Here is an 11,501-nt window from a genome sequence, read left to right on the forward strand (position 1 = left end):
CCTAGCATGAGCCCATGCCCGACGACCTCGACGACACCGCACCGGAGGCGGTGCTGGCGCCGTACGGACCGCTGCCGCGCAACGGCCGGGTGCGCCCGATGACCCGCTGGGGAACGCCGGTGATGCACCGCCCCCAGGCCAAGGTCGAGGCCTACGACGAGGCGCTGCGCGCGCTGGCCGCCGACATGGTCGCGAGCATGTACGCCGCCGACGGGGTCGGCCTGGCCGCGTGCCAGATCGGCGAGGACGTCGCGATGTTCGTCTTCGACTGCCCCGACGCCGAGGGGCAGCGCGTGGCCGGCGTGGTCTGCAACCCGGTCCTGGTCGAGCCCGAGGGGGTCTCCCGGCGGCTGGACGACAGCGCCGAGGGCTGCCTGTCGTACCCCGGCGCCTTCGTCGACTGCGCCCGGCCCGACTACGCCGTGGTCGAGGGCACCGGGCTCGACGGGGCGCCGGTGCGCTTCGAGGGCGACGGCCTGCTCGCGAAGTGCCTGCAGCACGAGACCGACCACACCCTCGGCACCGTGTTCGGCGACCGGATCTCGGCCAAGGCGATGAAGAGGCTGCGCAAGCAGCACGACGCGGCCGCCGAGGACTACCCGCCGGAGTGGCCCACCTGAGCCCCGCCCTCGGATAGCGTCTGGCCATGCCCGTCGATCCCTCCCTGGCCGGCCTCCTCGAGGCGATCGCGGCCGGCACGCCCCTGTCCGAGCTCTCCCCCGTCGACGCCCGCGCGGTGTTCCGGGCGATGACCGTCGACACCCGCCCGCCCGGGAGCCTGGTCCCGGTCGCCTCGGTCGAGGACGACAAGGTCGCCGGCGCCGACGGCCCGCTGGCCGCGCGCGTCTACCGCCCGGAGGGCTCGGGTCCGTTCCCGACGGTGGTGCTGCTGCACGGCGGCGGCTGGGTGATCGGCGACCTCGACACCCACGCCCCGATGGCCCACGCGATCTGCGCCGGCGCCGGCGCGGTCGTCGTCGCGGTCGACTACCGGCTCGGCCCGGAGGCCCGGTTCCCCGCGGCCGCCGAGGACGCGATCGCCGCGGTGCGCGACGTGCAGTCCCGGCTGGCGTCGTACGGCGGCAACGCAGTGCTCGCCGTCGCCGGCGACTCCGCCGGCGGCAACCTGTCAGCAGTCGTCACCCAGCACGTGCCGGGCCTGGCCGCGCAGCTGCTCGTCTATCCGGCCACCGACATCCTCGGCGAGTTCGCCTCGCGCACCGAGAACGCCCACGGCTACTTCCTCGACGAGCCCACCATGGCCTGGTTCCTCGGCTGCTACGCCGACGCCGACACCGACCTCCTCGACCCCCGGCTGTCCCCGCTGCGCGGCGAGCTCGCCGGGCTGCCGCCGGCCGTGGTCGTCACGGCGGAGTTCGACCCGCTGCGCGACGAGGGCATCGCGTACGCCGACGCGCTGGCCGCGGCCGGCGTGCCGGTGCGGCAGACGACCTACCCCGGCCTGATCCACGGGTTCTTCGACATGGGGCCGTGGTCCCCGGCCTGCCAGGACGCGGTCGACGACACCATCACGCGGTTCGCGCAGCTGCTCCGGGACGCTCAGGCCTGAGCGGCGTGGCTCGGCAGGACGCAGGCGGCGTCCAGGCCGAGCACCCGGTTCAGCCGGCCGAAGGAGAGCCAGGAGCCCAGGCACATCGACAGCTCGACGATCTCGCGGTCGGTGTAGTGGGTGCGCATCCGCTGCCAGAAGCCGTCGTCGATGCCGTGGTGGTCGAGGGCGTAGCGCTCGGCGTACTCCGCGGCGAGACGGGTCCGGTCGTCGAAGTCCCGGGTGGTGCGCCAGTCCTGAACCGCCCGGGCGAAGCTCTCCTCGACCTGCTGCCCGTCGCGCTCGGTGCGCCAGTCCTGGCAGAACAGGCAGCCGTTGAGCTGCGCGATCCGCAGCCGCGCCGCCTCGAACTCGCGCAGGCCGAGCGTGCTGTGCTCGTAGACGCTCATCGCGAGCGTCGCGGCGGCCGGGCCGATGCCGGGGACCAGCTCGCCCCAGACGTAGTCGATCGGGTCCTTGCCGTCGGGGATCTCGAGGAACATCAGGCCTCCTCGCCGATCGTGCGCAGGTAGGTCGACGGCGCCAGCGGCACGTCGAGACCGTCGTACAGGCCCGGAGCGGCGGTGCGCAGCCACGGGATCGCGTTGACCAGCCGGTTGGCGGCCGTGGCGTTGCCGCCCGCGGCGCGGTTGCCGCCCTCGTCGGTCGCCTCGACGTTGATCTCGATCCGCGGCCGGCCCTCGATGACCACCCGGTGCGCGCCGTCGCCACCGTCGGGCGGCAGCGGCCAGTCGGTCGCGCAGGCGGCACTGATCCGGGTGACATGTTCGACCACGATCCTCGGCTCGCCGCCGACGATGCCCTGCACCTCGAACCGCAGGCCGCCCTGGGTGCCGGCCTCGAAGTCGCCGAGCGCAGTGGTCACCGACGCGTCCAGCGCCCGGCGCTCCACCGTCTCGCGCAGCTCGTCGACCTCGACGCCCAGCGCTCGCGCGATCAGCCGGATCTGGCCACCCCACACCATCGACGGGATGCCCTCGGCCACCATCGGCGGCTCGTAGTCCATCGGCTGGCCCATGCCGACGATGGAGCGGACCGAGTCCTCAGCGTCGTAGGTCGAGTAGTCGAAGATCTCCTGGCAGCGGACCTGTTCGATCTCCGAGGCCAGGCCGCTGACCAGCGCGGGCAGCAGGTCGTTGCCCCAGCCCGGGTCGATGCCGCTGACGAACAGCGCGCTGCCGCCGTCGGCGCACGCCTTGGCGAGGGGGTCGGTCAGCTCGGCGGGCGCACTGCGGTGGTCGTAGAGCGCGTAGACCGACGGCGTCACGACCACCGCGCCGTTGCTCAGCGCCCGGGCGATGTCGACGACCGCCTCGTCGGGCCGCAGCTCGCCGGACGCCGTGTAGGTCACCGCGCCGCCGTCGTCGAGCGTCGCCAGCGCCGCGTCGACGTCAGTGGTCGCGGCGACCCCGAGGGGGCGCCCCAGGTCGGCGAGGTCGCCGGCGTCGCGGCCCACCTTGGCCGGGTCGCTGACGATCACCGCCGACAGGCTCAGCCCCGGATGCGCCGCGACCGCCCGGATCGACGCGCGACCCATGTTGCCGGTCCCCCACACCACGACCGGAAGTGCTCGGTAGAACGTGTTCTCATCCGCCATGGACGGGACCCTAGGCCGCCCGGGGGCCGAGCGGTAGTGCGACAGCGTGTCAGTTTTTGAGAAACCTCACCGACGAGCGGTGACGTAGCAGGCCACGGCCGTCGCGGCGGCCACGTTGAGCGAGTCGACGCCGTGCTCGATGGTGCGCGCCATCGGGATGATCGCCCGCCGGTCGGCCGCCTGCTCCCAGCGCCCGGACAGCCCGTGGCCCTCGGAGCCGAGCACCAGCGCGACCTTGTCCCGGCCGGTCACCGCCTCCTCGATCGGCACGGCGTCCGACGCCAGTGTGAGCGCCACGGTGGTGAAGCCGCGCTCGCTGAGGCCCGGCAGGGCGTCGTACCAGTCCGGGAGGCGGGTCCAGGGCAGCGCGAACACGGCGCCCATGGCGACCTTGATCGCGCGACGGTAGAGCGGGTCGGCGCAGCGGGGCGCGAGGAGGACGGCGTCGAAGCCGAGGGCCGCTCCGCTGCGCAGGATGGCGCCGACATTGGTGTGGTCGACGATGTCCTCGAGGACCAGGACCGAGCGCGCGCCGGCCAGCACCTCGTCGAGCGTGGGCAGCGGGCGGCGCTCGAGGGACGCGAGGGCGCCACGGTGGACGTGGAACCCGGTGACCTGCTCGGCGAGGGCCTCGGTGAGGACGTAGCAGGGCGCGTCCGTGCGGTCGAGGACGTCGGCGAGACCGTCGAGCCAGCGCGGCGCCATCAGGAAGGAGCGAGGGGTGTAGCCGGCCTCGACGGCGCGCCGGACGACCTTCTCCCCCTCGGCGAGGAACAGCCCGTGCTCGGCCTCGAGGTGCTTGCGGAGCTCGACGTCGCGCAGGTCGCGGTAGTCGCCCAGCCGCGGGTCGGCGGGGTCGGTGACGTCGACGAGCTCGGCCATCGGGCAGCCCTCAGAAGGCGTCGGGGTGGGCCACCGCGACGACGTCGCCGACCACGATGATCGCGGGCGGCTTCACCGCCTCCTCGGCGAGCCGGTCGGCGAGGGTGCCCAGGGTGGCCAGGACGGTGCGCTGGGTCGGCATGGTGCCGTCGCAGACGACGGCGACGGGTGTGGCGGCCGGGCGGCCACCGGCGACGAGCGCGTGGGCGATGTGGGGGGCGTTCTCGACGCCCATCATCACCACGACGGTGCCCCGCATCCGCGCGAGCGCCTCGTAGTTGACCAGCGACTCGGGGTGGCCGGGCGGCAGGTGGCCGGAGACGACGGTGAACTCGTGGGTGACGCCGCGGTGGGTGACCGGGATCCCGGCGATGCCCGGGACCGACACGGGTGAGGTGAGACCCGGGATCACGGTCACGGGTACGCCGGCCGCCCGGCAGGCGATGATCTCCTCGAAGCCGCGGCCGAAGACGAAGTTGTCGCCGCCCTTGAACCGGACGACGCGCTTGCCTGCCTGCGCACGCTCGACGATGATCCGGTTGATCTCCTCCTGCTGCGCCGAGCGGCCGCGCGGCAGCTTGGCGACGTCGACCAGCTCGACGTCGCTGGGCAGGTCGCCGAGGAGCTCACGCGGGGCGAGCCGGTCGGCCACGACCACGTCCGCCGCCATCAGCGCCTTGCGCCCGGCGATCGAGATCAGCTCCGGATCGCCCGGACCGCCGCCGACCAGGGTCACCCCCGGCGCGCGCTCCGGTGTACCGGCGCGGTGGTGGGGCGCCGCGATGGTGCCGTCGCGCAGACCGGCGAGGATCTCGTCGCGCACCGACGCCGAGCGCCGCGGGTCGCGGTTGCCGACGACGGCGACGGTGATCCCGGCCTCGCGGCCCACGGCGGGCGTCCACGCCGTACCGAGGGTGGCGTCGTCGGAGCGCACGCAGAACACCCGCTGCGCCTCGCACAGCGCGGACACGTGGTCGTTGACGGCACGGTCGTCGGTGACCGCGATCACGTACCACACCCCGTCGAGGTCGGCGTCCGCGAAGGCCCGCTCGTGCCAGGTGATCTCGCCCGAGCCGACCAGGCCCTCGATCGCCGGGGTCACCGACGGCGACACGACGTGGACGTCGGCGCCGACGGCGATCAGCTGCGGCACCCGGCGCTGGGCGACGTGCCCTCCACCGACGACGAGGACGCGGCGCCCGGCGAGGCGCAGACCGGAGGGGTACGGCGGGAAGTCGCTCACGCGGCCATTCTCCCGGCTGTCGGCGACCGACCGTTGGCCCGGGCCAGCCACCGGACTACCGTCGGGTGACATGAGTCTCGATCGCCCGGTCGCCCCGGACCCCTACACCCTGCTTCCCGTCGTCTCGTCGTTCACCGTCACCAGCCAGGACGTCACCGACGGCCAGCCGCTGAAGGACGATCAGGTCGCCGCCCACGGCAACACCTCGCCCCAGCTGTCCTGGTCGGGCGCGCCGGAGGGCACCAGGTCGTACGTCGTGACCTGCTTCGACCCCGACGCCCCCACCCCGAGCGGCTTTTGGCACTGGGTCCTCGTCGACCTGCCCGCCGACGTGACCTCCCTCGACGCCGGCGCGGGCGCGGAGGGTGCCGCCCTGCCCGGCAGCGCATTCATGTGCCGCAACGACGGCGGGCCGAAGGCATTCATGGGCGCCGCGCCGCCGCAGGGCGACCAGGTCCACCGCTACTGCTTCGTGGTCCATGCCGTCGGCGAGGAGACGCTCGGCGTCGACTCCGACACCTCGGCCGCGGTGGTGTCGTTCAACCTGGCGTTCAAGACGCTCGGCCGGGCCATCGTCACGGGCACCTACCAGCACTGAGTGCCTCGGAGGTCGCGCGCAACCTCCTCGACGTCCGAGCTCTACAACCCCATCGACTTGGCGATGATCAGCTTCATCACCTCGGACGTCCCGCCGTAGATCCGGGTGACCCGGGTGTCGGCGTAGAGCCGGGCGATGGGGTACTCGTTCATGTAGCCGTACCCGCCGTGCAGCTGCAGGCAGCGGTCGATGACCCGGCCGGCGACCTCGGTGCAGAACAGCTTGGCGGAGGCGGCGTCGACAGCGGTGAGCTCACCGAGGTCGTGCGCCTCGAGCGCGCGGTCGCAGACGGCCTGGGCGGCGTCCACGTCGCTCTGGCAGGCGGCCAGCTCGAACTTGGTGTTCTGGAAGGACGCCACGGTGGTGCCGAAGACCTTGCGCTCCTCGACGTAGGCCTGGGTGAAGCGGATCGCGGCGGCGGCCTGGGCGTAGGCGCCGTAGGCGATGCCGAGACGCTCCTGGGGCAGGTTCTGGCCGAGGTAGGAGAAGCCCTCGTTCTCCTCGCCGAGCAAGTCGGCGGCCGGGACCATGACGTCGGTGAAGGACAGCTCGGCGGTGTCGGAGGTGCGCAGGCCGAGCTTGTCGAGCTTGCGGCCGACCGCCCAGCCCTCCGACGTGGTGTCGACGCAGAACAGCGAGATGCCGAAGCGTCGGTTGCTCTCCAGCGGCGGCGAGGTGCGGGCGCAGACGATGACGCGGTCGGCGAGGACGCCGCCGGTGATGAACGTCTTCGCCCCGTTGAGGACGTAGTGGTCGCCGTCGCGCTTCGCCGTGGTCTGCATCCCGGCGAGGTCGGAGCCGGTGCCGGGCTCGGTCATCGCGATCGCCCACATCTGCGTGCCGGCGACGTAGCCCGGCATCCAGCGCTCGAGCTGCTCGGGGGTGCCGAGCTTGAGGAGGTACGGCAGGCACAGCTCCACGTGGACGCCGGAGCCGCCGAGGTTGACGCCCGCGCGAGCACACTCCTCGGTGAGGATCGCGGAGAACTTGAACGAGTGGATCCCCGCCCCGCCGTACTCCTCGGGCACCTCGATCCCGAACACACCCAGCTCGCCGAGCCTGGTGTAGAGATCGCGCGAGACCTGGCCCGCGTCGTACCACTCCTGGTAGTGGGGGACGACCTCCGACTCCAGAAAGCTCCGGATGGTCCTGCGGTAGTCCTCATGGTCCTCGTTGAACACTGTGCGGCGCATGGCCTCATGCTGCCACCGGGGTCAACGCACCGAGGTGCCTCCCGCCTCGCGGAGCAGCTGCTCGAAGGGCGTGGGCGCCGCGAACTCGTCCTCGACCGTACGACGCCGCGCAGCCGCCGCCGGCGTCGCCCCGGGCCCGAGCAGCGCGGCCAGCTCGCCGGCCGCCCGCTCGACCCGCTTGTCGAGCGAGCCGTCGTCGGTGGCGCCGAAGTCCTCGCTGGCCGCGAAGACGCCGGTGGGCACCACGACGGCCCGCAGGTAGGCGAACAGCGGACGCAGCGCGTGGTCCAGGACCAGGCTGTGCCGCGCGGTCCCCGCCGTGGCGGCGATGACGACCGGCTTGCCGTCGAGCAGGCCGTTGTCGAGAACGTCGAAGAAGGTCTTGAACAGCCCTGCGTACGACGCCGAGAACACCGGAGTCACCACGACCAGGCCGTCGGCGTGGCGCACCGCCTCGATCGCCTCGGCGAGCTCGCCGGTCGCGAACCCGGTCAACAGGTGGTCGGCCAGCGCATGGGCCAGCGGCCGGAGCTCGACGTGGCGGACCGCGACCTCCTGGCCGCGGGCGGTCACGGCCTGCTCGACCGCGTCGCCGAGCTTGCCGGCGAGCAGCCTCGTGGACGACGGGACGGAGAGTCCCCCGGAGACGACGACGATGGTCCGGCTCATGCCCGAGCCTCCTCTCGGTCGCTGGTCCCGGTCATGGTGTCCTCGGCATGGACGGCGAGGTCCTTCGCGCCACCGGCCGCGGCGACGAGCGAGGCGTGGGTGGGCGCGTCAGGGATGTCGGCGGGCCGGCCCTCGGCGAAGCCCTTGCGCATCTCGGGCAGGATCTCGCCGAGCAGGTCGAGCTGCTCGAGCACGGTCTTCAGCGGCAGTCCGGCGTGGTCGACGAGGAACAGCTGCCGCTGGTAGTGCCCGGCGTACTCCCGGAAGGACAGGGTCCGCTCCAGCACCTGCTGGGGTGAGCCGACGGTCAGCGGGGTGTGCTCGGTGAACTCCTCCAGCGAGGGGCCGTGGCCGTAGACCGGGGCGTTGTCGAAGTAGGGCCGGAATCGCCGGACGGCCTCCTGGCTGTCCTTGTTCATGAAGATCTGTCCGCCGAGGCCGACGATCGCCTGGTCCGCGCGGCCGTGGCCGTAGTGCTCGAACCGCTCGCGGTAGAGGCCGACCATCTGCGCGGCGTGCGAGGCCGGCCAGAAGATGTGGTTGTGGAAGTAGCCGTCGCCGTAGTACGCCGCCTGCTCGGCGATCTCGGGGCTGCGGATCGAGCCGTGCCACACGAACGGCGCGACGCCGTCGAGCGGTCGCGGGGTCGAGGTGTAGCCCTGCAGCGGGGTGCGGAACCGGCCCTCCCAGTCCACGACGTCCTCGCGCCACAGCCGACGCAGCAGCGCGTAGTTCTCGACGGCCAGGTTGATGCCCTGGCGGATGTCCTTGCCGAACCACGGGTACACCGGGCCGGTGTTGCCGCGGCCCATCATCAGGTCGACGCGGCCGTCGGTGAGGTGCTGGATCTTGGCGTAGTCCTCGGCGATGAGCACCGGGTCGGTCGTGGTGATCAGCGTCGTGGCGGTGGACAGGATGATGCGCTCGGTCTGCGCGCCGATGTAGGCGAGCGTCGCGGTCGGGTTGGACGCGATGAACGGCGGGTTGTGGTGCTCGCCGGTGGCGAACACGTCGAGCCCGATCTCCTCGGCCTTCTTCGCGATCGCGACGGTGGCCTTGATCCGCTCGTGCTCCGACGGGCTCTGCCCTGTCGTCGGGTCCGTGGTGACGTCGCCGACGGTGAAGATGCCGATCTGCATGGTCCGCTCCTGGCTGGATGGTAGTCAGTCACCCGCCCAAACAGGTGACATGTCAACTATATTCCCCGGGCCAGCACCAGCACCGCCCGGTCGTCGTCACCACGCTGGACCTGGTCGATGATCCGCTGGGCCGCGCCCTCCCACCCGGTGAGGTAGGACACCCGCGCGGTCTCCTGCAGCCAGGCGATCCCCACGTCGATGTCGGCCGAGCGGGACTCGACCACCCCGTCGGTGTAGAACAGCAGCGCGTCGCCCGGCGCCAGCACCCCCGCGCTCTCCAGCACCTCGGGCGTCTCGCTCACCCCGAGCGCCGTCCCGCGCGCGTTGTCGATGCGCCACGCCCGCTCCCCCGCCGCCCAGATCAGCGCGGGCGGGTGACCGGCGCTGCGGATCAGGTACGCGCCGGTCCTCAGGTCGAGGTCGAGCTGCACCGCCGTCGCGATCGCCTCCTCGGAGGGCTGGCACAGCAGGTAGGCGTTGGCATCGCCCAGCAGCTCCGCTCCCGGCACCACGCGGATCAGACTCTCCAGTGCTCCCGCGAACTGCAGCGCGGCCGGTACCGCCGTCTCCCCACTCCCGCACACGTCGACCAGGACCGTGCGCAACAGGTCCCCGGACTCCTGCAGGTCGCCGACGATGAAGTCGCCGCCGTACGCGTGGCCCTGGGCCGACAGCATCGCGGACTGGTGCCGCCAGCCGTCGGGGAGCGCCGGCATCCGGCCCCGGGCGAGCAGTCGCTCGCGGAGCCGGGCCCAGTCGGCAGCATCGTCCATCGGCTCAGCGTAGGGCGCACGGGGTCACCTCCTTAGACTTTCTCCGTGACCGACACGAGAACCGTCGACATCCTGGGCGAGCCGTGGACGGCGGAGACCATCTCGCTCGAGGACGACTTCGAGGGCGAGGTCGTCGCCACCCTGGTCAGCCGCCCCGCCGCGGAGCCGACCGAGCTGGCCACCCTGCACGTCCACGGGTTCTCCGACTACTTCTTCCACACCGAGTACGGCGAGTGGTGGCTCGAGCGCGGACACGCGATGTACGGCCTCGACCTGCGCAAGTACGGCCGCTCGCTGCGCGCGCACCAGTCGCCGACGTACGTCGGCGACCTGAGCGACTACTTCGCCGAGCTGGACGCGGCCTGGCAGCGGATCACCGTGCGCGACGGGCACCGGCACGTCGTCCTCTCCGGGCACTCCACCGGCGGCCTGGTCGTCGCGCTGTGGGCCGACGAGCGCCGCCCGCCCGAGCTGGCCGGGCTGCTGCTCAACGCGCCGTGGCTCGACCTGCAGGGCAAGGCCTGGATGCGCTCCCCCGTCGCCAACCGGATCATCGCCGAGGTCGGCCACCGACAGCCGCTGCGGGAGATGTCGCGCGACGTCAGCGGCTACTACGCCCGCAGCCTGCACCGCGACCACGAGGGCGAGTGGGACTTCGACCTGACCTGGAAGCCGGTCGAGTCGTTCCCGGTGCGCTTCGGCTGGCTGCGCGCGGTCCGGCAGGGCCACGCCCGGCTGCAGGCCGGGCTCGACGTCCCCGCACCGGTGCTGGTGCTCTCCTCGGACCGCACGGGGCACCCCACCGCGATGGGCGAGGAGGTCTTCTCCACCGACATCGTGCTCGACGTCGAGCAGATCCGGCGCTGGTCGGTCGCCGTCGGCCGCCACGTGACGTACGCCGCCGTGCCCGGCGCCGTCCACGACGTGGTGCTCTCCCGCAGCGGGCCGCGGGCCCGGGCCTACGCCGAGATCGAGCGCTGGCTGAGCGCCTACGTCCGGACCTGACGCCGCGCTCAGCTGCAGCGGTAGACGCCGTCCGAGCGGGTGTAGCAGTCGTCGAGGTTGCTCTCGGCCCACACCCCGAAGACGATGATGGCGGCGACGCCGAGCAGGAAGAGGCCGAAGCCGATCCAGCCGATGATGATGCCGGCCATCGCCAGCCCGCCGCCCTGCTCGTTGGTGCGCCGGATCTGGCCCCGGGCCACGTGGCCGAGGATCGCGCCCACGATGCCGGTCGCGCCGAGGCAGGCGGTGAGCGAGATGATGCTGACCACCAGCGACCCGATCGCCATGCCGTTGGTCGACGCCGGCGCCGGGTATCCGTACGGCGCCGAGGGCTGGCCGGCGGGCTGGCCGTAGGGCTGACCGTAGGGCTGGTACGGGTCGTTCCCGGGAGGCGGAGTCGTCATGGCGGAAGGATCCCACGCGGCCCCTTCCTCGACCACTAGGGTCTCCCCCATGGATCCCGTGACCGGACTCTCCCTGGGCCGCATCGCCATCGGCGTCGGCGCCCTCGCCGCCCCCTCCTCGACCGCGCGCGTGTTCGGCCTCGACCCGGCCGCGAACCCGCAGCTGGGCTACATGGGACGGATGTTCGGCGCCCGGGAGATCGCCCTCGGCGCGGTCACGCTGGTGTCTCGCGGGCCGCTGCGCCGCAACCTCACCGCCGTCGGCATCGCCGTCGACGGGGCCGACCTCGCCAACGGCGTGATCGAGCTGGGCCGGCGCAACGTGTCCAAGCTGGCGAGCGGGCTGCTCATCGGCGCCGCCGCGGGCGCGGTGGGCTCCGGCGTCCTCGCCCTGGTCCGCGGACGCCGTACGACGCCGGCCGGCTGAC

Annotated in this window: 14 protein-coding genes; 5 read left to right on the plus strand and 9 right to left on the minus strand. The window is 72.7% G+C overall.

Annotated elements, in window-relative coordinates:
- Positions 1–14 precede the first annotated feature (14 nt).
- Both def and ACUP6Y_RS12045 read left to right on the plus strand, forming a co-directional pair.
- Positions 15–620, plus strand: a complete 606-nt coding sequence (gene def, locus ACUP6Y_RS12040; protein WP_462550943.1) for a peptide deformylase — start codon at positions 15–17, stop codon at positions 618–620.
- A gap of 26 nt (positions 621–646) precedes the next feature.
- A complete protein-coding gene (locus ACUP6Y_RS12045; RefSeq protein WP_462550944.1) occupies positions 647–1,570 on the plus strand; it encodes an alpha/beta hydrolase in 924 nt (307 codons plus the stop codon).
- On the opposite strand, the gene ACUP6Y_RS12050 is transcribed toward ACUP6Y_RS12045, so the two are convergent.
- The 4 genes from ACUP6Y_RS12050 to cobA all read right to left on the minus strand — a co-directional run bounded on the left by ACUP6Y_RS12050 (position 1,561) and on the right by cobA (position 5,292).
- Positions 1,561–2,052, minus strand: coding sequence for a carboxymuconolactone decarboxylase family protein (locus ACUP6Y_RS12050; protein ID WP_462550945.1), 492 nt, complete (start codon positions 2,050–2,052; stop codon positions 1,561–1,563). The two genes, ACUP6Y_RS12045 and ACUP6Y_RS12050, sit on opposite strands and share 10 nt — an antisense overlap.
- Positions 2,052–3,167 carry an NAD(P)H-dependent amine dehydrogenase family protein gene (locus ACUP6Y_RS12055; RefSeq protein ID WP_462550946.1) on the minus strand — a complete coding sequence of 372 codons (1,116 nt, stop codon included), beginning with the start codon at positions 3,165–3,167 and terminating at the stop codon, positions 2,052–2,054. Before ACUP6Y_RS12055 ends, ACUP6Y_RS12050 begins: the two co-directional genes overlap by 1 nt.
- Positions 3,168–3,233: 66 nt before the next feature.
- Positions 3,234–4,049, minus strand: coding sequence for a TrmH family RNA methyltransferase (locus ACUP6Y_RS12060; RefSeq protein ID WP_462550948.1), 816 nt, complete (start codon positions 4,047–4,049; stop codon positions 3,234–3,236).
- Between the two features lie 10 nt (positions 4,050–4,059).
- Positions 4,060–5,292 (minus strand): uroporphyrinogen-III C-methyltransferase, encoded by a 1,233-nt coding sequence (cobA, locus tag ACUP6Y_RS12065; RefSeq protein WP_462550949.1) that lies wholly within the window; start codon positions 5,290–5,292, stop codon positions 4,060–4,062.
- Positions 5,293–5,362: 70 nt separating this feature from the next.
- Here cobA and ACUP6Y_RS12070 point away from each other — a divergent pair, with 70 nt between their 5' ends.
- Positions 5,363–5,890 (plus strand): YbhB/YbcL family Raf kinase inhibitor-like protein, encoded by a 528-nt coding sequence (locus ACUP6Y_RS12070; RefSeq protein WP_462550950.1) that lies wholly within the window; start codon positions 5,363–5,365, stop codon positions 5,888–5,890.
- Between the two features lie 41 nt (positions 5,891–5,931).
- Here ACUP6Y_RS12070 and ACUP6Y_RS12075 read toward each other — a convergent pair whose 3' ends face one another.
- The 4 genes from ACUP6Y_RS12075 to ACUP6Y_RS12090 are packed head-to-tail and all read right to left on the minus strand — an operon-like array spanning position 5,932 to position 9,664.
- Entirely contained in the window at positions 5,932–7,083 is a 1,152-nt protein-coding gene (locus ACUP6Y_RS12075) for an acyl-CoA dehydrogenase family protein (protein ID WP_462550952.1), read from the minus strand.
- A 21-nt stretch (positions 7,084–7,104) separates the two neighbouring features.
- The gene (locus ACUP6Y_RS12080; RefSeq protein ID WP_462550953.1) at positions 7,105–7,752 is read right to left on the minus strand and encodes an FMN reductase; all 648 of its coding nucleotides are present in this window, start codon (positions 7,750–7,752) and stop codon (positions 7,105–7,107) included.
- Positions 7,749–8,891 carry an LLM class flavin-dependent oxidoreductase gene (locus tag ACUP6Y_RS12085; protein WP_462550954.1) on the minus strand — a complete coding sequence of 381 codons (1,143 nt, stop codon included), beginning with the start codon at positions 8,889–8,891 and terminating at the stop codon, positions 7,749–7,751. Before ACUP6Y_RS12085 ends, ACUP6Y_RS12080 begins: the two co-directional genes overlap by 4 nt.
- A gap of 56 nt (positions 8,892–8,947) precedes the next feature.
- Positions 8,948–9,664: a PP2C family protein-serine/threonine phosphatase gene (locus ACUP6Y_RS12090; protein WP_462550955.1), complete on the minus strand. Its 717-nt coding sequence runs from the start codon at positions 9,662–9,664 to the stop codon at positions 8,948–8,950.
- A 45-nt stretch (positions 9,665–9,709) separates the two neighbouring features.
- On the opposite strand from ACUP6Y_RS12090, the gene ACUP6Y_RS12095 reads away from it, so the two are divergent.
- Positions 9,710–10,669, plus strand: coding sequence for an alpha/beta hydrolase (locus tag ACUP6Y_RS12095; RefSeq protein WP_462550956.1), 960 nt, complete (start codon positions 9,710–9,712; stop codon positions 10,667–10,669).
- An 8-nt stretch (positions 10,670–10,677) separates the two neighbouring features.
- Here the strand turns inward: ACUP6Y_RS12095 and ACUP6Y_RS12100 are convergent, their stop codons facing one another.
- Positions 10,678–11,073 carry a DUF4190 domain-containing protein gene (locus tag ACUP6Y_RS12100; RefSeq protein WP_462550957.1) on the minus strand — a complete coding sequence of 132 codons (396 nt, stop codon included), beginning with the start codon at positions 11,071–11,073 and terminating at the stop codon, positions 10,678–10,680.
- A gap of 49 nt (positions 11,074–11,122) precedes the next feature.
- Here ACUP6Y_RS12100 and ACUP6Y_RS12105 point away from each other — a divergent pair, with 49 nt between their 5' ends.
- Positions 11,123–11,500 carry a hypothetical protein gene (locus tag ACUP6Y_RS12105; protein WP_462550958.1) on the plus strand — a complete coding sequence of 126 codons (378 nt, stop codon included), beginning with the start codon at positions 11,123–11,125 and terminating at the stop codon, positions 11,498–11,500.
- Position 11,501: the final 1 nt, after the last annotated feature.

It is taken from the genome of Nocardioides sp. S5-5 (assembly GCF_054954065.1).

Excerpts from the sequence above, each read along its gene's own strand:
- ACUP6Y_RS12090 (WP_462550955.1), bottom strand. The coding sequence starts at position 9,664 with ATGGACGATGCTGCCGACTGGGCCCGGCTCCGCGAGCGACTGCTCGCC.
- def (WP_462550943.1), top strand. The coding sequence starts at position 15 with ATGCCCGACGACCTCGACGACACCGCACCGGAGGCGGTGCTGGCGCCG.
- ACUP6Y_RS12045 (WP_462550944.1), top strand. The coding sequence starts at position 647 with ATGCCCGTCGATCCCTCCCTGGCCGGCCTCCTCGAGGCGATCGCGGCC.
- ACUP6Y_RS12050 (WP_462550945.1), bottom strand. The coding sequence starts at position 2,052 with ATGTTCCTCGAGATCCCCGACGGCAAGGACCCGATCGACTACGTCTGG.
- ACUP6Y_RS12105 (WP_462550958.1), top strand. The coding sequence starts at position 11,123 with ATGGATCCCGTGACCGGACTCTCCCTGGGCCGCATCGCCATCGGCGTC.
- ACUP6Y_RS12075 (WP_462550952.1), bottom strand. The coding sequence starts at position 7,083 with ATGCGCCGCACAGTGTTCAACGAGGACCATGAGGACTACCGCAGGACC.
- ACUP6Y_RS12060 (WP_462550948.1), bottom strand. The coding sequence starts at position 4,049 with ATGGCCGAGCTCGTCGACGTCACCGACCCCGCCGACCCGCGGCTGGGC.
- ACUP6Y_RS12085 (WP_462550954.1), bottom strand. The coding sequence starts at position 8,891 with ATGCAGATCGGCATCTTCACCGTCGGCGACGTCACCACGGACCCGACG.
- ACUP6Y_RS12070 (WP_462550950.1), top strand. The coding sequence starts at position 5,363 with ATGAGTCTCGATCGCCCGGTCGCCCCGGACCCCTACACCCTGCTTCCC.
- ACUP6Y_RS12080 (WP_462550953.1), bottom strand. The coding sequence starts at position 7,752 with ATGAGCCGGACCATCGTCGTCGTCTCCGGGGGACTCTCCGTCCCGTCG.
- ACUP6Y_RS12055 (WP_462550946.1), bottom strand. The coding sequence starts at position 3,167 with ATGGCGGATGAGAACACGTTCTACCGAGCACTTCCGGTCGTGGTGTGG.
- ACUP6Y_RS12100 (WP_462550957.1), bottom strand. The coding sequence starts at position 11,073 with ATGACGACTCCGCCTCCCGGGAACGACCCGTACCAGCCCTACGGTCAG.